This window comes from Psychrobacter sp. ANT_H3, from assembly GCF_027919975.1.
GTDB lineage: Bacteria > Pseudomonadota > Gammaproteobacteria > Pseudomonadales > Moraxellaceae > Psychrobacter > Psychrobacter maritimus.
In genome coordinates this window covers 15,581-36,373 of sequence record NZ_JAQISM010000008.1, presented here as the reverse complement: position 1 = coordinate 36,373, position 20,793 = coordinate 15,581, and the positions used below count along the sequence as shown (strand labels likewise).

Annotated in this window: 16 protein-coding genes; 14 read left to right on the top strand and 2 right to left on the bottom strand. The window is 44.3% G+C overall.

The window, feature by feature from the left end; genetic code table 11:
* Window positions 1–109 precede the first annotated feature (109 nt).
* Window positions 110–1,570: a Na+/H+ antiporter NhaC gene (nhaC, locus tag PG901_RS06165; RefSeq protein ID WP_201565326.1), complete on the top strand. Its 1,461-nt coding sequence runs from the start codon at window positions 110–112 to the stop codon at window positions 1,568–1,570.
* Window positions 1,571–1,587: 17 nt separating this feature from the next.
* A complete protein-coding gene (amaA, locus tag PG901_RS06160) occupies window positions 1,588–2,874 on the top strand; it encodes an L-pipecolate oxidase (protein ID WP_201543901.1) in 1,287 nt (428 codons plus the stop codon).
* A gap of 136 nt (window positions 2,875–3,010) precedes the next feature.
* Here the strand turns inward: amaA and PG901_RS06155 are convergent, their stop codons facing one another.
* Window positions 3,011–3,946 carry a LysR substrate-binding domain-containing protein gene (locus tag PG901_RS06155; RefSeq protein ID WP_271133894.1) on the bottom strand — a complete coding sequence of 312 codons (936 nt, stop codon included), beginning with the start codon at window positions 3,944–3,946 and terminating at the stop codon, window positions 3,011–3,013.
* A 105-nt stretch (window positions 3,947–4,051) separates the two neighbouring features.
* Between PG901_RS06155 and PG901_RS06150 the strand changes: the two genes are divergently transcribed.
* The 12 genes from PG901_RS06150 (at window position 4,052) to PG901_RS06095 (ending at window position 19,041) form a co-directional block, all read left to right on the top strand.
* Complete coding sequence (locus PG901_RS06150) at window positions 4,052–4,765, top strand: cupin domain-containing protein (RefSeq protein WP_271133893.1); 714 nt, start codon at window positions 4,052–4,054, stop codon at window positions 4,763–4,765.
* A gap of 1 nt (window position 4,766) precedes the next feature.
* A complete protein-coding gene (locus PG901_RS06145; protein WP_271133892.1) occupies window positions 4,767–5,900 on the top strand; it encodes a flavin monoamine oxidase family protein in 1,134 nt (377 codons plus the stop codon).
* Between the two features lie 627 nt (window positions 5,901–6,527).
* Entirely contained in the window at window positions 6,528–7,100 is a 573-nt protein-coding gene (locus tag PG901_RS06140; protein WP_201565322.1) for a TetR/AcrR family transcriptional regulator, read from the top strand.
* Between the two features lie 189 nt (window positions 7,101–7,289).
* A complete protein-coding gene (gene betB / locus PG901_RS06135) occupies window positions 7,290–8,816 on the top strand; it encodes a betaine-aldehyde dehydrogenase (RefSeq protein WP_271133891.1) in 1,527 nt (508 codons plus the stop codon).
* Between the two features lie 119 nt (window positions 8,817–8,935).
* Window positions 8,936–10,636: a choline dehydrogenase gene (gene betA, locus PG901_RS06130; protein ID WP_271133890.1), complete on the top strand. Its 1,701-nt coding sequence runs from the start codon at window positions 8,936–8,938 to the stop codon at window positions 10,634–10,636.
* Window positions 10,637–10,959: 323 nt separating this feature from the next.
* Window positions 10,960–13,056 carry a BCCT family transporter gene (locus PG901_RS06125; RefSeq protein WP_271133889.1) on the top strand — a complete coding sequence of 699 codons (2,097 nt, stop codon included), beginning with the start codon at window positions 10,960–10,962 and terminating at the stop codon, window positions 13,054–13,056.
* A 728-nt stretch (window positions 13,057–13,784) separates the two neighbouring features.
* Window positions 13,785–14,699, top strand: coding sequence for a hypothetical protein (locus tag PG901_RS06120; protein ID WP_271133888.1), 915 nt, complete (start codon window positions 13,785–13,787; stop codon window positions 14,697–14,699).
* Window positions 14,700–14,756: 57 nt separating this feature from the next.
* On the top strand, window positions 14,757–15,341 hold the full coding sequence (locus PG901_RS06115) for an alpha/beta hydrolase (RefSeq protein WP_201565318.1): 585 nt from the start codon (window positions 14,757–14,759) through the stop codon (window positions 15,339–15,341).
* 291 nt (window positions 15,342–15,632) lie between these two features.
* Window positions 15,633–16,268 carry a hypothetical protein gene (locus tag PG901_RS06110; protein WP_271133887.1) on the top strand — a complete coding sequence of 212 codons (636 nt, stop codon included), beginning with the start codon at window positions 15,633–15,635 and terminating at the stop codon, window positions 16,266–16,268.
* Between the two features lie 333 nt (window positions 16,269–16,601).
* Window positions 16,602–17,261 (top strand): glutathione S-transferase, encoded by a 660-nt coding sequence (locus PG901_RS06105; protein ID WP_271133886.1) that lies wholly within the window; start codon window positions 16,602–16,604, stop codon window positions 17,259–17,261.
* Window positions 17,262–17,621: 360 nt separating this feature from the next.
* Window positions 17,622–18,242: a hypothetical protein gene (locus PG901_RS06100; protein WP_271133885.1), complete on the top strand. Its 621-nt coding sequence runs from the start codon at window positions 17,622–17,624 to the stop codon at window positions 18,240–18,242.
* Between the two features lie 85 nt (window positions 18,243–18,327).
* Window positions 18,328–19,041, top strand: coding sequence for a DarT1-associated NADAR antitoxin family protein (locus PG901_RS06095; protein ID WP_271133981.1), 714 nt, complete (start codon window positions 18,328–18,330; stop codon window positions 19,039–19,041).
* Window positions 19,042–19,361: 320 nt separating this feature from the next.
* Here the strand turns inward: PG901_RS06095 and PG901_RS06090 are convergent, their stop codons facing one another.
* Window positions 19,362–20,357: a diaminopimelate dehydrogenase gene (locus PG901_RS06090; protein ID WP_271133884.1), complete on the bottom strand. Its 996-nt coding sequence runs from the start codon at window positions 20,355–20,357 to the stop codon at window positions 19,362–19,364.
* Window positions 20,358–20,793 lie beyond the last annotated feature (436 nt).

Genomic DNA, 20,793 nt, shown 5'->3' with positions numbered 1-20,793 from the left:
TAACCTTTTTCGCACTTTTTTCAGCATTATCAGCAGCCATGGATTGGTTGTTTCCACTACTGTTATATCTATGACAGCAGTATCCACTACTAAGGAAGGTAGGTATCTTATGATGGATGATAAACCTTATGACGAAGCTAAGGATGGCTACGGTCCGTCTTCTAGTTTTTTATTAGATATTGCACCTCTGGTGTTGACTGCCATTATTCTAATGGTTCAGTTTTTCGTATTCAAAGATTTTACCCCTCACATTCCCTTAGCTTGCGGTATTTTAATCACTGGCTTGTTTATGAAGCTGCGTGGCCGTGACTGGGATGGCATGGAACAACGCTTTTTAAAGGTTGTCAAAATTGGTCTACCGGCCATGATTATCTTGATGGGCGTTGGTATGCTCATCGGTGCTTGGATTATCGCTGGTACGGTTCCCACGATTTTATACTACGGTTTTAGCGTTTTTTCTCCCTCATCATTCTTAGTCTCTGTCTGTCTAATTTGCGCCATTATTTCTGTTGCAACCGGTACCTCTTGGGGCACGGTTGGTACGGTCGGTCTTGCCATGATGGGTATTGGGCTAGGCTTGGGCATCCCGCCGTCACTAACAGGCGGCGCCATTGTTTCCGGTGCTTTTTTCGGCGACAAAATGTCCCCTTTATCTGACACCACCAACTTAACTCCAGCCGCTGCCGGTATTGACCTTTGGGAGCACATCCGCGGTATGTTGCCAACGACTGTACCTGCCATGGTGACTGCATTGATTATCTATGCATGGATTGGGATGGGCTATGGCGCAGAAAATGTCGATTTATCTTCAATCAGAGACATTCAAGCCTCACTAGCGGCCAACTATAACTTGAGCATCATTACTTTATTACCTGCTGTGGTCGTTGTCATTGCAGCGGTGATGAAAATGCCTGCTATTCCAACGGTATTATCAGGTGTGGTGGTTGCAGGCTTAGTCGCGTTCTTTATGCAAGGCGTGGGTGTGCACGACATTTTTACTGTCTTACAAAATGGCTTCGTCAGTGAAACGGGCTTTGCTGTCGTCGACCAACTGCTGTCTAAAGGCGGCATCATGTCGATGACATGGGTTGTGACCTTGACCATTTTTGCTTTAGCTTTCGTCGGTTCAATTGAGCATTACGGTACGCTTAAAGCCATCATGGCAAAAATCAATAAGATGGTGAAATCAAGATTTGGTTTGGTAATTACCACGTATGCCAGCACGCTTGGTGTCGGTACGCTCATCGGTGACGTCTATACCACACTGGTGTTGCCAGGCCGTCTGCTCAAAGACAAATATCAAGAAATGGGCTACAAGCGCACGACGCTTACCCGCTCCATTGAGGATACCGGCACCCTGTTATCTCCCCTGATTCCTTGGAACATGGGTGGTAGTTTCGTCGCGGCAACGCTAGGTATTGCAACGCTTACTTATGCGCCATTTGCTTTTGCCTGCTGGTTATCACCGCTATTTGGCTTGCTATGGGTATTCTTAGATAAATTTATTCCCCGTGAAGAACCTACTGTTAATAACGACACAAGCACGCTCTCCACTGTAGACAACGTGTAATTTAGAAGGAATATAAGATGTTGCAAGAGCAATGTTTGTGGAATATGACCGCACCTATTATTGATACCTACAGCCAGATGAATAGCGATACTGAAGCGACTATTTGTATCATAGGCGGCGGTTATACAGGGTTATCGGCGGCGATTCATTTGGCAGAAAAAGGCGTCAAAGTTATCTTGCTTGAGAGCCATACGATAGGCAGTGGCGGCTCCGGTAAAAGCGTAGGGCTCGTCAATGCAGGTACTTGGGCGCGCCCTGATGATTTGAATATTGCGCTAGGTGAAGCGGCAGGTGAGCGTTTAACTGAGGCCCTTGGACAAGCACCAAGCTTAGTATTTGACTTAATCAAACGTTATAATATCGACGCCCAAGCCACTCAAGCCGGTAATATCCATATGGCACATAACGCTAAAGGTGAAGTCGATGTCGATATTAGATACGAGCAACTTAGCCGCCGCGGTGCGAATGTTGAGGTATTAACCGGCAGTAAATGCCATGAGTATTGTGGTACTAAAAATATCAATAAGGCACTACTCGATCACCGTGCGGGTACCATCAATCCCTTGGCTTATGTCAGAGGACTGGCCAAAGTGGCAAAAGATCTTGGCGTCACTATTTATGAGCATTCCGCTGTTGAAGCCTTAGAAAAGGTGGATGGCTATTGGTATGCAAGGACTTCTAAAGCGCGCGTGAAATCTGAGCGCGTCATTATTGCGACCAACGCTTATACCGAAGGCGAGTGGACAGAAATCAAAAAGACCTTTTATCTGGTTTATTATTATCAGATTGCATCTGAGCCGCTCAGCGGAGAGGCGGCAGATCGCATTTTGCCATACAAAACAGGGGCATGGGATACACGCTTGGCCTTGTCTAGCTTTCGCCGTGATGACGATGATCGCCTATTATTGGGGACGGTAGGTGGTACACAGCTTAAACCAAAATCCTTTTATCAATCATGGGCCAATGCGGTGCAAAAAAGCTATTATCCCGATTTGCCAGCATTTAAGTGGCAGTATGAGTGGACGGGTAGCTTTGGCTTTACGCAAGATCATATTTTTCGAGTCATGGAGCCCGCTGAGGGTTTGCTGACCGCAACGGCTTATAACGGTCGCGGCATTACCACAGGCACACTAATGGGTAAGTGCTTTGCAGACTATATAATGACCGGTAATAGAGACAGCATTCCCTTACCATTTAAGACTTTAGAAGAGGCAAAAGTCTCTTTTGGAAGCATTAAGTCTGGCTTTACTGAGCTGGGACTGACTTTGTATCATGCGGGTCAATGCCTGAGAATCATTGGGTAGGGAATTTGGGTAGGGAATAATGACACGCTCTATTCTTTTAGAAATACTGAACTTTGCCTAAATCGCTAAGTCAGTTTAGGCAGTATTTTCCTTTAAATTGAATCGGCCATATCTTTTTATATTGAGCCGACTATACCTAAATAAAGTTGCTCTCGTGAGTGGACGACACTTCTGCAAACAGCCAATCACGAAAGGCTTTAAGCGTTGCCATATGGGCAGATTCCGCTTGATAAACGACGTAATAAGCCAATGGCGAGCTAAAGGTAATTTCAGGAAACAATCGTACCAAGCGTCCGGCAGCGACATCATCACGTGCCATCACACTACGCGCCAACGCAACCCCATGACCATTGATGACCGCTTGGAGCACCGCTGCTGAGTTATTGATTTGCATACCTCGCGAGGTATCTAACTTGGCAAGCGCAGCATTGGTTAAACGTGCTTGTGCAAGCCAATCATCCCAGGAAGGAAAACCGATAAAACCATCCATGGAACGGTCATGGATGAGCATCTCTTGGGTCAAATCAAGCGCGTTTTTTCCTTGTAACAATTGCGGCGAGCAAACCGGATAAATCTCTTCTTCCATCAGCTTTTCGCTAACTAATCCTGCCCAAACTCCAGCACCATAGCGCACGCCGATATCGACGTCTTGGATGGCAAAGTCGATTGATTTAGCACTGGTGTCAAGGCGTACATCGATATCTGGTTGCAAGCTTTGGAATCGATCGATACGCGGTAACAGCCATTTAGCGGCAAAAGCAGGGCTGACGGTCACCGTGAGTACGCCGCTATTTGAGCCTTCTTGTAACTGTGCCAATCCTTGTGCCAAGCTGTCTAAGCCTGCCCGAATATGAGGCAATGCCAGCTCGACTGTTTTGGTGGGAATTAAGCGCGATTTGCCGCTAGGTTTGCGATAAAAAAGCGGTAAGCCTACCGCATCCTCCAAGCTACGTACCAGTTGACCGACGGCAGCAGGAGTCACGTTTAGCTCGTCTGCCGCCGCAGAAAAACTTTGATGACGGGCGCTTGCTTCCAAGGCACGTAGGGCGTTTAAATGCACGGCTTTCTTCATAGTGGCAAACATTTTCTTTTAGAGAGATGAATATTATCTCGTTTGTCAGCCGATGTAAATCAGCGGATAATTGACGGCATCAAACCTTATCTTTGGAAAATATTTATGCTTATCAATGCAGATTTTACCTGCCGTGCTTCATTAGCGCCCGAACACTATCAATGGGTGTCATCACCGCAAAATGGCGTCGAGCGCGTGATGCTCGACCGCGTCGGCGCAGAAAAAGCCCGTGCCACCAGTATCGTGCGCTATGCCCCTGACTCTTATTTCCCCCATCATTTGCACCCGGGCGGCGAGGAGATTTTGGTGTTGTCGGGTACTTTTTCGGCAGATAATATCGATTATCCAGCGGGTTGGTACTTACGCAATTCACCAAACTCTGGTCATCAGCCGTATAGTAAAGAGGGCGCGGTTATTTTTGTCAAACTTTGGCAAATGCCAGCAGCAGAGGCGCGTTATGTCGCCATCGATACCAATGATGCGGCAAATTGGCAAAAACAAGGCAATCGTGATGTCTGTCATTTATTCTCAGACGCCAGCGAGCAGGTCAGCTTACAACGCTTAGATGCTAATGAGGTGCTATTTACTGAAGCTATCAAAGGCGGCGCTGAGATATTAGTGCTAGACGGTGAATTGATAGAAGGTGAATTGATAGACGGCGAGCTAATAGACGACGCTCAAATTTATACTCGCGGTGGTTGGATACGTTTGCCAGTAGGTGCGCTGCCACCAATAAAGGCAGGCGAGTACGGCGCTACGGTTTATCTTAAAACTGGTCATCTGTCTCATATCATCGGTGCTGACGTGGAAGGAGTATAATATGCAGACTATACCTGTAGCGATTATTGGCGGCGGCTTAAGTGGCTTGTATGCAGCTTATTTATTGGAGAAAAAAGGCGTTGATTATGTGCTGTTAGAAGCGCGTCCAACCTTGGGTGGTCGTATTGTGACAGCGCGGGCAACTGACCCAAATACTGCACAAATAACAGATAGCACCAGTGGCTTTGATTTGGGACCATCATGGTTTTGGCCAGAGTATCAGCAGCAGTTGGCGCGTCTGATTGATGAGTTGCAGTTAGAGAGTTTTGCGCAATTCGAAGAGGGCGATATGTTGGTTGAGCGCTTACCTAATGAGCCTGCTATGCGTACGCACGGCTATAAAAGTGCGCCGCCGTCTATGCGACTTAAGGGTGGTATGGCGACATTGATTGACGCACTCTATCAGCGTTTAGATGCCACGCGGATTTTGACCAATCAAAAAGTGCGTCAGCTGCATAATACTGGGCACTATATTGAAATCACTAGCGAAGATGAGTCTGGGCAAGTGGCTGTTTGTCAGACACAGCAGTGGCAAGCGCAGCACGTACTACTTGCGCTACCGCCTCGATTGGCAGAAGAAAGCATAATATTCGAGCCTGCTTTACCGACCAATCTTACGACTCAGTGGCGAGGGACGGCCACTTGGATGGCACCGCACGCTAAGTACCTTGCTGTATATGACAGTCCATTTTGGCAACAACAAGGATTGTCAGGCTCAGCACGCAGCGGACAAGGACCGATGGTTGAGATTCATGATGCATCGGTGGCAGATGGTAATGGGGCACTATTTGGTTTTATAGGCGTACCTGCAGCCGCACGTCAAACTGTCTCTGCAGACGTATTAAAGCAGCATTGCCGTGCGCAACTGGTACGTTTATTTGGGGCGCAAGCAGAATCACCTCAGGCTGAATATCTTAAGGACTGGGCGCAAGAGCCTTTTACCGCAACCGCTGCCGATGCTAATAGTGATGGTCAGCATGCCACAGACCCTATCTCTAAAGCGCTATCTGGCATCTGGGCAAACAGTCTGAGCGGTATTGGTAGCGAATGGTCAGCGCAGTTCCCCGGTTATCTTGCGGGCGCTATCGATGCGGCAAGCATCGGCGTTAAAAATTTACCTGAGTCGATAGCATAGTCAGTTCAAAATAAAAGCGCTACGTTATAGCTATGTGCGACTGTTCTAAATTTTCCTTGCTTGCTGTTATCAAGTGCCACCATATTGATACTTAATAATCTCCATCAGTCTACTTGACTTAAAACTTCAACATTCATTTCTCTACTATTTATACCATGCAGCTTTATCTAAGCCAATGTGGTCTAAATCAGCCTCTTCTAAAATAGAATTTTCTAGAACAACTTTCTCTAGAATAATGTTCTATAAAACCCAGATACATACTGGCCCTTCACATTGCTGTATTATTTCTATAAAATACCGACCGTGTGGTTTCTTTTATGGGATAGATAACTTTATCCTTATAAAACTGCTTTCTAAGTTTAGGATAAATAAATAATCCCTATCTTCTTTAAGGCAGAAACCTCATATCTGCGTCTTAGCATCATGGCTGAAAGCTTATGATGAGCTTGCCAGAGTCATTATTTTTTAAGTGCTAGGCGTAAGATATTTAGTAAAGACTGGTTATACGGCGGTAGTTGCCATTACTAGCATTGTCAGAATTATTGGTGGTATAGATAGCGGCAATAGTAGCAATAGTGGCGACAAACTTATTCTCAAACTCTTTGGTGCATGAACATCGAGATAAAAATGAAAACAGAAAATGCTTATAAACGTAAAAAACAGCCAGAAATCGTTCGTCGTGCACTGCTTGATCAGGCAGCACGCATCACGCTAGAGCAAGGGTTGTCTAAAGTCACTTTTCAAGCCGTCGCCGATGCGGTTGGGGTGACCAAAGGTGGGGTGATGCATCATTTCACCACCAAGAATGCGTTGATTTTGGAAGTATTCCATGACGCGATGAAAAAGTTTGAAACAGAGGTCGATACGGCGATGGCCAAAGACCCAGTGCGTTATGGTTCGTTTACCCGTGCCTATATCAATGCCACGATTAGCTTAGGCGAAAAAGGGCAGGAAGAGTTTGATAATCAGGCAACCTTATACGTATTGATGCTGGCGGACAGCGAGCTGCGCAAGCTGTGGGCTGAGTGGTCAAATGCGCAATTAGACAAGCATAAACCAACTGACAATACCGAAACGTTATGCATGGTGCGTCTGGTCGCTGATGGTATTTGGCTATCTGACTTTTCCGGCATTAATATATCCGATAAAAAATCATTACGTGAGCGTTTGCTAAAAATGACCCAACCTGAACATGAATAAAACGCCGCTTTGTTTTGATTTAAACACAATACTTTAAACACAGCGCTTTAAGCGTTTATTAAAGAAATGCTTAAAGAAAAAATTTTAGAAATAAACGATATAAATTTATTTTAAATACTTAACCCATGACGACATTATTTGGTGTTGGCGTCCTTAGAAAGCCTTTACCAGTCGTCGATAGGAGAACCTATGACAGATTCAAACATAAGCAACCTAAACAACTTAAACAACTTAAAAGACATCATCGATTTAGAGCATATCCAAACCGCTTATATCAACGGTCGTTATTTGGCGGTCGATGAATCATTAGCGACTTTTGAAGATATTAATCCGGCGACGGGTGAGGTGCTCGCCACCATTCAGCAAACGACCGATGAGCAGATTAATGAAGCGGTAAAAGCGGCGCAACAAGGTCAAAAAGTGTGGGCGGCGATGACAGCGGTTGAGCGCAGTCGCATTTTATTAAAGGCGGTTGCGATATTGCGCGAACGTAATGATGTACTGGCGTTACTTGAAACCAAAGACACTGGTAAAGCGCTTTCTGAAACCAAATATGTTGATATCGTCACCGGTACCGATGTCGTTGAGTATTATGCCGGTCTGTCACCAATGCTTGAAGGTCGTCAGATTCCACTGCGTGATAGCAGCTTTGTTTATACCCGCCGCGAGCCGCTCGGCGTGGTCGCAGGTATCGGCGCGTGGAACTATCCGATTCAAATCGCGATGTGGAAGGCAGCGCCAGCATTGGCCGCTGGTAATGCGATGATTTTTAAACCCTCAGAAGTCACACCGTTAACGGCACTAAAACTGGCAGAAATCTTGACAGAAGCGGGCTTACCAGACGGCGTCTTTAACGTTGTGCAAGGGGATTATAAAGTTGGCGAAGCGCTAACCCAGCATCCTGATATCGCCAAAGTATCGTTTACCGGCGGCGTACCAACGGGTAAAAAAGTCATGGCAAGCGCGGCATCATCGTCGCTTAAAGACGTGACCTTAGAGCTTGGTGGTAAGTCGCCATTAATCATATTTGATGATGCAGACATCGATACCGCTGCTGATATTGCCATGATGGCGAACTTCTATAGTACAGGTCAGGTTTGTACCAATGGCACGCGCGTCTTTATCCCGAAAGCCTTACAAGCCAAGTTTGAAGAAGCTATCTTAACGCGCGTCGAGCGTATCAAGCTTGGCAATCCGCTGGACGAGAGCATCAACATGGGGCCATTGGTCAGCTTCCCACATATGGACAGAGTGCTTGGCTATATCGAGCAAGGTAAAGCGGGCGGCGCGCGTCTATTGACTGGCGGCGAACGTGTCACAACAGGCGAGCTTGCCAATGGCGCGTTTGTCGCACCGACTGTGTTTACGGATTGCAGCGATGATATGAGCATCGTACGTGAGGAAATCTTTGGTCCCGTGATGTCGATATTGACGTACGAGACGGAAGAAGAAGTCATTCGCCGCGCCAATGATACCGAGTATGGCTTGGCAGCAGGAGTGGTAACCGCTGATTTGACCCGAGCGCATCGAGTAATCGGTCAGATTGAAGCGGGTATTTGCTGGTTAAATACGTGGGGCGAATCACCTGCGCAAATGCCAGTGGGCGGTTATAAGCATTCTGGTATTGGCCGCGAAAATGGCATTGAAGCCCTTGAGCATTATACGCAGACCAAATCTATCCAAGTAGAGCTGGGCAAGTTTGAGTCGGTATTTTAAGCAGTTGTATGGTGAAAATTTTTAAAACAGTAAGGTTGGCGTATGAAGACTCATTTGTCCTTTTGGCACCGCCTTACTGATATGAAATGATGGATTTTTTTAATATTATGGAGCGTTTTATGACATCAACCACACCTGAATATGACTACATCATCGTCGGCGCAGGCTCAGCAGGAAATGTGCTGGCCACCCGCTTGACCGAAGATGCCAACATTAAGGTGTTGCTGTTAGAGGCGGGTCGTCCGGACCATCGCTTAGACTTTCGCACGCAGATGCCAGCGGCGCTCGCGATGCCGTTACAAGGAACCACTTATAACTGGGGTTATAAAACCGATCCCGAACCTTATATGAATAACCGCGTCATGGACTGTAGTCGCGGTAAAGGTCTTGGCGGCTCATCATTGATTAATGGGATGTGCTATATCCGTGGCAATGCGCTTGATTTTGACGATTGGGCCAAAATAAAAGGCTTAAAAGATTGGACTTATTCAGACTGCCTGCCTTATTTTAAAAAGCTAGAAAACTGTGATGCTGGCGAGAATGATTATCATGGTGTCGGTGGTCCGGTTGAAATGACTACTTCAAAGCCAGGGGTCAATCCGCTGTTTGAAGCCATGATTGAAGCGGGCGTGCAAGCTGGCTACCCGAGCACGGATGACCTAAATGGTTATCAGCAAGAAGGCTTTGGGCCAATGGATCGTTTTGTGACGCCAAATGGTCGCCGTGCATCAACGGCGCGTGGTTATCTTGACCGTGCCAAACCGCGTAACAATATCACTATTTTAACTGGCGCATTGACTGATGTGATTCTCTTTGATGGTAAGCGCGCTGTCGGTGTCAAAGTCGCCCATCAAGGTCAAACCAAAAAATTCTATGCGTCTCATGAAGTGATTGTTTCATCGGGTGCGATTGCCTCGCCGCAGTTATTGCAGCGTTCAGGGATTGGTCCTGGTCAATGGCTTAAAGATGTGGGCGTGACTGAAATTCTAGATTTACCGGGCGTCGGTAATAACCTACAAGACCATTTAGAGCTGTATATGCAGTATGAATGTAAGCTACCGGTCTCGATTGCGCCTGCCAATAAATGGTGGAATAAGCCTGCCATTGGTGCGGAATGGTTGTTTAATGGCACCGGACTTGGGGAATCAAATCAGTTTGAAGGTGGCGGCTTTATCCGTACCGATGAGAAGTTTACCCATCCTAATATTCAGTATCATTTCTTGCCGTTAGCGGTGCGTTACGATGGTCGCAGCGCGGTGAAATCGCATAGCTTCCAAGCGCATGTGGGCTCATTGCGTTCGCCAAGTCGTGGTCGCGTCAAGCTCACCTCGAAAGATCCAAGCGCGCATCCAAGTATCTTATTTAACTATATGTCGCATGAGCAAGACTGGCAAGAGTTCCGCGCTGCCATGCGTATCACCCGTGAGATTATGCATCAGCCAGCGCTTGACCCTTATCGTGGACGTGCTATTGCGCCGACCGATGATTTGGTGACCGATGCGCAGTTGGACGAATATGTCCGTAACCATAGCGAGACGGCTTATCATCCATCATGTACTTGTGCAATGGGCGAAGGCAATGATTCGGTGGTCAATGGCGAAGGGCTGGTACACGGTATCGATGGCTTGCGCGTCGTCGATGCGTCGATTATGCCAAATATCATCAGTGGTAATCTAAACGCGACCACCATTATGCTCGCCGAAAAAATCGTTGATAAGATGCGCGGCGTACAGCTGCCACGTTCAACGGCTGACTATTATGTCGCCAATGGCGCACCGCTCAGAGCCGAGCCAATGCGTGATTACAGCTCTGTTGTTTAAATGGCTGTCTAAACGACGGCATAAGCTATTGAACAACAGATAATATAAGACCATTTCAAAAAAGAAGGCCTTTCACAGTAAAGGTCTTTTTTATCAGCGCTTATGTTAAGCAAATAAAGCCTTTAAGGCGGCCTCTGTTTAGCATTTGCTTTGCTATTTTAATAACAGTTTATATCTAGCAAATTTTATTTATTGGTACTGCTTTGTGCGTCATGCGGTGATACGTATTTTATGTGACTATTAGTCATGAAACTATGCAGTCATAAGACTATGACGGACAAAGCAATATCAGACCCTGTTTAATTTACCTATTGAGGTCTTTTATGTACAGCTCGCCATCAGAAGATGCGACGAAACCCCTGACTCTAAATAAGGCGGTTTTTTTAGGTTCAGCTATTATTTCTATATTATTGATCATCTGGACGATTGTGTTTCCAGATTATAGTGAGACATTATTAAGCTCAAGCATGGCATGGGTATCAGAGAGTTTTGGCTGGTATTATATGCTGGTGGTTGCCGCTTATAGTATTTTTGCTTTGTTTGTTGGTTTTTCTAAATACGGTGATATCAAGCTTGGGCAAGACCACGAAAAAGCCCAGTTCCCGTTTTTAGCATGGGCGGCGATGCTGTTCTCCGCGGGTATCGGGATTGATTTACTCTTCTTTGGTGCCTCTGAGCCGTTGATGCATTATTTGACACCGCATACTGGTTTAGAGCCTGCCAGTGCAGAAGCGATGCGTGAAGCACTGTCGCAGACCTTTTTACACTGGGGTCTTCATGGTTGGGGCATTTATGCCTTGATTGGTATGGCATTGGCGTATTTTGCTTATCGTAAAAACATGCCACTTGCCCTACGTTCACCGCTGACCCCTATCTTTGGTGAGCGCTTAATCAAAGGCTGGCTTGGTGATGGTATTGATACCTTTGGCGTCGTCTGCACCTTAATGGGTATTGCCACCAGTTTAGGTATTGGGGTATTGCAGGCCAACGCAGGCTTGACTCATGTATTCGGTATCGAATCTAGCAAAATGGTGCAGAGCCTGATTATCTTAGGCGTGGTTATTGCTGCCGCTATTTCTGCCATGACCGGCGTTGAAAAAGGCGTACGCCGTTTATCCGAATTTAATATGCTGTCATCGATATTGCTACTATTGGCCATATTGGTACTGGGTAATACGGTTTATTTGCTCAATACCTTTACTCAAAATATTGGTCAATACTTTCAGACTATTGTTTTTAAAACCTTTGATGTCTATGCTTATGATGGTACGGCTGGTGCTGATTGGAAGTCAGGTTGGACGATATTTTTCTGGGCATGGTGGGTCGCTTGGGCACCCTTTGTAGGATTATTTATCGCGCGTATTAGCCGTGGTCGTACATTGCGTGAGTTTGTCTTTGGCGTGATGTTTATTCCACTTGGTTTCATCTTTGCATGGTTCTCTATCTTTGGTAATTCAGCGATAGATTTGGTCGCCAATGGCGCAACTGAGCTTGGTGACATCGCCGTTAATGATGCTGCGATGGGTATGTTTGCCTTGTTTGAATACTTCCCTTACAGCGATGCTTTTTCATTGGCAGGTGTGGTAATTGGCCTGATATTTTTTGTGACGTCTGCTGACTCAGGCGCTTTAGTCCTCGCGAACCTAAGCTCAAGAGGTATGACCAATGATACCGACGCACCTGTTTGGTTGCGCCTATTTTGGGCGGCAGCCACGGGCTTGATTACTTTAGGCTTACTGTTTGCGGGTGGTTTTGCCTCGCTACAATCAGTCTCTGTCATTGCCGGTTTACCGTTCTCACTTATTTTAGTGCTTTACATGATGGCTATGTGGAAGTCATTAAAAGAAGAGGGTAATAAGCGCAAAGCCAGTACCGTTGGCACGGCAAACGTGCTCGATAGTGGTAAAGGTTGGAAAGCGCGCTTGCAACGTATCGTCAGTTTCCCAAGCCATAAACAAGTCGAACGCTTTTTACAAACGGTCGTTAAGCCTGCCATGATTGAAGTTGAAAAAGAGCTAAAAGATGGTGGCCTTAAGACGGCATTGGATATCCGAAATTTGGCTAGCATTGGTAAAGATATAGACGCTGGTATTGATGAAGATGACGGTCAGATAGATGGGGTAAAACTGCGCGTCGGTCATGGTGATGAAGATGACGGTCAGATAGATGGGGTAAAACTGCGCGTCGGTCATGGTGATGAAGATGACTTTATTTATGAAGTCAATCTCATCAAAGCTGAGCGACCGAACTTTACGCTCAACACTTCAAGCAAGCAGGCCGAGTTTTATTACCGTGCTGAGGTGTTTTTAAGTGATGGCTCGCAAGAGTATGACTTGGTTGGCTATACCAAAGAGCAAGTACTGGTCGATATTCTGCATCAGTACGAGTGTCATATGCAGTATCTGCATTTAGAACGTTAATTCATTTATTAAATCATTCATCAAACGCCAGTATATGGCTTGCTAGATTTTAGATATCTGATTCACAATTTGGCAAAAGATAACCCCATAAGTTGCATTCAGCTTATGGGGTTTTTTTATATAAATTGGTTCAATAAATAATAAGCTTAATGATAAATTTAGTGATAAATCTAGTAATAAGTGATTGGGCGACAGCAGTTGTCGCAAAGATTTTTTAGCCTCTTTATTTTCATAAGGTTTTATATTATAGTTATTGAGTCAGGCAAAAATAACATGACAAACAGTTAACCCTCGGGGCGCAACGCTTCACTTTTTAACTGAGTTGTCTTTAGCAAGCATTTTTAATGATGTCCTTGGAATAATGTTATTTTCGTTTACTTCTAAACCACTTCGCCTGTACAAATCCCAACCCCAAAAAACATATTGATTGATAATCAGAAAGACTAAACAGAGAACGCTCGTTGATTTTAATTTTTTAAGAGTAATAACGATAAAAAAAGCAGCTTCATGATAATGACCAGCTACGGCTAAACAATTAGAAAAAACACCGAATCCTACATTCTAAAACCGATTAACTTACTTAAATTATAGCTAATGACGTCATTTTACAAAATGGCGAATAGACTCGGCTGGCTTAAAATTGCGCTTAATAAACCCCAAAAAATAAGAAAATAATACGAAAAATACTGCAACGAACAAACTAAAATCAAAATAATAAGGATATGACGATGACAAAGTTAACCTATCAATTTGAGCAAAAGCGGATAAACAATGTGCAGTGGTCGGATGGCGCAAAACTGTCTGGAATAACGGCACTGGCGAATGATGAGAAAGGGCGGGTAAGAAACAGCCCATTGTTTTATCTTGAGACAGTTTCGATAAACAATTATGAAGATGATGTGTATTTTGTCAATAATACCGATGATACCTTAAGTTTTGTCGCGCCGTTTAGGCTGTGCCGAAACATAAATGATGCAAGGGCTAAGCTTGGTGATGTCAGTGCTGAAAATGTAGAAAAAGTAAAGCTTTATAGCGATGATATAGACCGTTTATACAAGGATGTTTTACCGAAGCAAGGGGTGCGTATTGGCAGTATGCATATCATTTATGATAGCGATGCGCTGATGCAATGGTTTATCAATGTGCCTTATAAGGGCGTTAATACGCATTATGGCATTTGGCGCTTTAACGTGGTCAAGAAGGGCGGTATTGGCGGGTCTTACCCATTGCTTTTGCAGGATTTTAGCAAGCCCTCAAATGTGGTCAGTAGCGATTGTGTGACTGAGCGTGATGAGATGCCGATAGAGCCTTTACTCTATGAGGAGCGCTGCTCGATGTTAGAACAATTTATCGAACAGTATGGCGTGGCTGAGGCTATATTTATATTGGCCATTAATGATGTGCTCTATCGCTATTGTGTGGGCTGGAGTGCGCCCTACAATGAGTCGGATATTCAGGCAAAAGATATTGCTCATAAATTAACAGAGCAAAAGCCAAAAGATACTGAGACGGTAAAAGCCATTGTCCAAGCCGTTTACGATTTTTGGTTTAATAAAGGTTTTGCAAAAAATATCTCCATGCCGGCTTGTGAGGAGATTTTGAGTTTATACCAAGCGCAGATTGCCAATCAAAAAGCGGTTTAAATAATTGGCCAGATTAATAACAATAAATCTAAAGAATAATGATAAAAGGAGAGAGCTATGATGTTTCCTATCGAAAATAACGAGACGTTTTTATTGTTTTTTCATGGTCTCGATTCGAGTTGTGAGACCAGTAAATACACTTGTATCACACGTGAACCGAAGTATTGTCAAACGGTCAATTACCGCGAAAATTTTGCAGAAATATTTGAAATTTACGATGATCTAATTCGTGAGAAAATGGCACAGTATCCACGCGTGGTGCTGGCAGGGCATTCGCTTGGTGGTTGGTTTGCCAATCATTTTGCTCATAAATATAACTTACGCGCGCTCTTGATTGCGCCTTGTATTTATCCAAGTGACGTTTTAGCGGACCGTATTCCGGCAGTGGCCGATATGAAACTGTCTTTTCCGACATCAAACACTGAGATGGTACGAGTTATGGTGGAAGTCGACGATGAAAGCTTGGATGTGGCGGTCGCTAGACGAACCCTGGTTAATCTGCCTGAAAGCTGGGAAGTTGATTATTTCGACGGCGGTCATCACCGTATCGCTCGCAGTAGTGATATTTGGTATCACTTGGTTCATTTGTGTGAAGACCCTATTGTTTGGATGGATGAAGCGACGTATCATGGTGAAGATTAGGATATTTCTTTAAAAAAGAAGCATTGATATCAGTATTTATTTTCTATGAGCTGATGTGCTATCATTATTAAACGATCTAATCATCTATCGTGGGTTTAACAGTTTTGTCGTTACCAATTGCTATTGCAAATTATCATGATTGCAATGGGTGGTGGCGTACAAACCTTGCAACTTCCAGCACGATATAAAACAATCCTGGTAAAGCGCATGAGCCTGTACTCCGACATCCTCATTTGTGCCTGATTTTATACTTTTTCGTCGGAGTTATAGGAATCTAAGGTCTTCACTATCATGAGCCAATCTGCCAATCCATCCAAATATACTCGCCGTTATCATCCGCGTCATCCTTTAGCACAATATGCAATCACTCAAATAGACAGCCTCGAGCTGTGCGCGCAAGATATTGTCAAAGCCATGGGTTATTCTATTAAGTACACGATTCCTGCCTGTGATCGTTTGCGTCATGTATTGTCTAATAAACATCTTGGTCTCGATGGCAGCTATATGGATAAATGCTTTACCGCCGATGAGTTTTTAGCCAAGCTGTTTTTGGTACTAGAATTGCCTTATGAGCGCTTTGCCGAAGATATTGCCCAGATTAAATATGAGTTGGCGCATTGTCCTCAGCCGCAACCTCGATATCGCTTACAAGCCGATGTCGATTATAAATTTACTGGCGGCGCAAATTGGATGTCGCGTTGGGGCGTCTCGTTTTTAGAGCAGGTACGTTTGCCAAGTGGATTTGCTAAATTGGATGAAGCCGCGCGTAAGGCCGTGATTAAACAAGGTATCCACGAGCATTATCGGCAGCATGATGGTCAACTGCCTTATGATGGGATTATTAAAGGCTATCGCTTGATTGTTGAGCAGCAAGATGAAGTGGTCGATAAAATAGAATATGGATTGCCAAAATCCAGCAGTGTTTAATAGCCTAAGCATTATTAATTTATAATTTTAGACAATCACCTTTATTATGTTTTAGGTTAAACATCAGATTAAACACAGGCCTCACTACTATGAAAAGTCGTGAGGCTTTTTTATTGGGTAACTATTGTTTTAAAATTGAGCGAACGTTTTTTAAGCGGGCTCGCTATATTATTAAACATCAAACCTAGCCTTGAGGGCAAGTACTAGCATTGTTATCATGAATAGGTGAAGGTATGGTCATAACCTCTACTAAAATACGCATATACCTTAGCCATAAAACGCTAGCTTTTGTGTCTATACTTATTAATCTTAATTTAACGGCGAACCCTATCTATGACTTCCTCTTATCCATGTCTGTACTCTTTTCGTCGCTGCCCTTATGCCATGCGCGCCCGCCTTGGCATATTGTTTGCCGAGCTGCAGGTAAAGCTGCGCGAGATAACGCTGAAAAATAAGCCGCCGCAAATGCTAGCGATTAGCCCAAAAGGTACGGTACCTGTGTTGCAGCTTTTAGATGGCACGGTGATTGAAGAGAGTAGAGAGATAATGATATGGGCGCTTGAGCAGCAAGATCCGCAAGGATTGCTTCATGATGCAGTTTTACATGAGGCGAATGTATTGATTGATAAAAACGATAACGAATTTAAACATTGGCTCGATCGCTATAAATACGCCGACCGTCATCTCGATATGACCCAAACAGAGTATCGACAGAAGGGTGAAGTATTTTTACAGCTTTTAGAGGAATTACTGACTAAAAATTCTTATTTGCTAGGGAAGGGTATCACGCTTGCTGATATTGGGATTATGCCTTTTGTCCGTCAATTCGCTCATGTAAATCGCGATGTTTTTTACAATCTCCCTTATCCAAATTTGCAGCGTTGGCTACAAGATTGGCTTCAGCATCCACTTTTTTTGCAAGTGATGGCTAAGTTTCAGCCGTGGCAAGATGGGGATGAGGTAGTGGTTTTTCCTTTGTCTTCAATAAGCTAAGATTTAGTCTGACTGTGATAGTTACTAACTCCGTGCTGTAAGTAAGCTTGAGGTATCAGGCTTATGAGATTTAGCCCCTTTTTTAGCTAAATCATAATATTAAACCACTTCTCATTTCTATTCGCTCTTTGGTCATTGGTCATTGGTCATTGATAAGTCATATCATCTATGCCGAAGAAAGCGTACAGCTCGACAAATATTTTTATCCTTGCTAATATACAAGGACATCGTGGGTTTAACGCTACTTCCAGCACGATGAAAAACAATAACTGGTAAAACGCACAACTCCTTTTTCTCTGTAAAGTTAAAACGACTGTGCTGAATCATTTTGGCATACACAGAGTAACAGGAGCGCCTCATATGACTATTTCTAGTCTATCGACAACGACAACGACAACGACAACGACACTGCAATCTATCATTCTAAAACGCATCGAGCAAAAAACGCTATCCCATCATGAAATACTGACGCTAATGGGGTATCATAATCATCCTAAAACGACAGACAAAGCCATTAATCGCTTGCAAACAGTCCTATCTAGCCCTGCGTTGGGACTGACTAATAAAACCTACGATTTTAAGTATGCTGCCTCGGAATTTGTTGAAAAGTTATGTAGCGTGTTGGGCATTGATAAAACGGTATACCAACCCCTTTTAACAGAGTTAGAGCGCGATGCCAGTCATTCACTAAATGCCATCACACCGATTGTTTATGCTGATATTACCTTTAATGAAGACTTTAGACCGTCATTCAATTCATATATGGCGGTGGACAGATTTAAACGCATCTCGTTAGATGATGAAGTCAGGTTATTGCCGCGTCAAAGGCAGCTAGACATCATTAATGAGCGCATCACTGCACACTATAAGGCGATGCAGTGTAAAATTCCATTTGCTGGGGTGATTAAAGGATATAAAGTAGTATTCAATAATGGCCGCGACGATGAAGCACGACTTTATATTGCACATCACCAGCTATAAAAGACGCGTTATAAAAGTACATTTATACAAGACTATTGATAATTAAGATATAAGGCATATTGCAATGCAAGAAACACAGAACCCTATGGAACAAGCGCAAAACGCGGTAGAACACAGACCGGTATTCATGCCTAGAGTCAATAGTGACAATTTGGTCAAAACTGACATGGTGAGGTTTGAGCGGCACGTGGGGTTTGCCAGTAGACAAAAGAAAAAATCCATCAATGATATGCATCAAGTTATTCGCAAAAAATATGGCTTTAGTCATGTCTTAGAGCTATCGAGTAAATCTGGCAATAAACTGAGTTTTCCGCTCAGTCCATTGAGCTTACAGCTAACGAATGAGCATGATGGTCAAGCATATAGTGTCGAAAATGCCTTTCAGAGCAGCATGATTTTTGAGGATGGTGGCCCCTATACTGACTTGCTGACAGTCCCGCCAAGACAAGCCAAAAAGGATGAGCGTTTAACAACCTCAGGTGAGCTGATTGGCTATAATTATTTTGGCATGGAATGGAGTGTAGAGCCATTGACTACATTTTATGATTGGCTGTATGTGAATGCTCTCAAGCAAAATACTCATCTGCATGAGGAAGTCATGCAATATCAAGCTTTTACGGATCGTGAGTTTAATCCTAAGAAATCTATCCATTGTGCGGCTTATGCGCTAGCGATGTTTGTGGCGCTCAATAAACGTGGGTTGCTCGATAATGTTGAAGATCCAACGGTGTTTTTTAACTTATATCATGAGTTTAAAGTGAGTAACACCGAGCATCTTTTGGAAGAGGGTTGGGTCTGAATGATTTATAAAGCAAAATCCTTATACATCGTCAATGAGCTTTAAATCACGTAGAAAGATTTCTACTGTTTATTTAGCATATAGTAGAGTTACTTTAAAATCTATACAGTGTGACTGGGATGAATTTTCCGTAGCCTCTGGAGTGCAAAGCGCACAGCAAGCAAGGAGAATTTATACCAGTCGCATATAGCCATAACGTAGCGCTTTTATTTTGAACTGATTCTAGCCCACCAAAAACCAGAGTATAAAAAAAGCACCGAACCTTAATGGCTTGGTGCTTTTTTGAGCTCAGTTTTTTATTTCTAGTCTAGCGCAGACATTTACAGCAGCTCTTTACGCAGCTGAGCTGGAGTCTTAGGAGATAATAAGCTAGGTGCGACGTCGAGTACGGTTTTCGCACCGGTCTCACCTGCCAAGTTCATTTTATAGGCGGCGCGGGCATAGGCCACGAGCACGCTAGAGGTAAACTCAGGGTTACTGCCGAGCTTTAATGAGAACTCTAATACTTGATTATTCTGCTTATCATCCATGCCACTTACACCACTGCGAATAACGAATCCGCCGTGGGGCATCTTTTGGTGTTCACGCTCAAACGTTGGTTGGTCGATAAAGTGTACCTTGGTATCGTAGTCGGCAAAGTAATCCGGCATGGTCACGATGGTGTTGCGTACGGTATCGCCGTCTGCGCCATCTGCTAACACAATATAGCATTCGCGGGTGTGTTTCTCGCGCGTGCTTAGTGTTGGCTGCTCGCCATTTCGTACCCGTGCCATGGCAGGCTCTGACGGAATCGTATATTGCACGCCTGACTTCACACCATCTACGCGGCGTACCGCATCTGAGTGGCCCTGACTTAAGCCCTTGCCCCAAAAGGTATAGGTTTCGCCAACCGGTAAAATGGCTTCGCCGTATAAGCGGTTGATGGAAAACAAACCGGGATCCCAACCGACAGATAGCATAGCAACTTTGTTAGCTTTCTTGGCCGGTGTATCAAGCGCGGCAAAATACTCAGGAATTTTCGCGTGTGTATCGAAGCTGTCGACGATATTAAATAAACCAGCCAACACTGGGCCTTGCTCAGGCAAATCAGACTTAGAGCCGCCACATAATATCAGCACATCTATGTCGTCTTTATATTGGGCAATATCGTCCATGGCGTACACGGGCACGCTGTCGTCAATCAGGGTGACGGAGGCAGGGTCTCGGCGACTGAATACACAGACTAACTGCATGTCTGGGCTTTGTTTGATGGCGGCTTGCGCGCCGCGGCCAAGGTTGCCGTAACCGGCGATGGCGACTCTAATTATTGGGGTCATTATGATTAGCCTTACGTTGGTGTAGCGGACAGTCACTTACTGCTGGTGTGATATGTATCAAGTAGCACATGCTATCTAATTAGTACTTGTTGTGCAATAAAGGTTTGCAGTAAGTTGAACGGTAATACATTGATGGTTTACACAAATGGTATCTATTTTAGAGGATTACTATAACAAGTGATAGGGTACTGTCATACTAAATTTGAAATGCGTTCATACTAAATTTGAACTGCGTTTTAGATACTCACAAAGATGCATGACGTAGGGTGGGGCGAAATTTTCTAGTGAAATTAAATCAGAATCTCTCCAAACTGACATCGATTAACGTTTATTACTATAACTTAAGCGAAGTAATGGTCACGGCCATGAGACTACTTGTACCTTTAAACAATGAGCAATAAACAATGAGCAATAAACAATGAGCAATAGGTTTTTG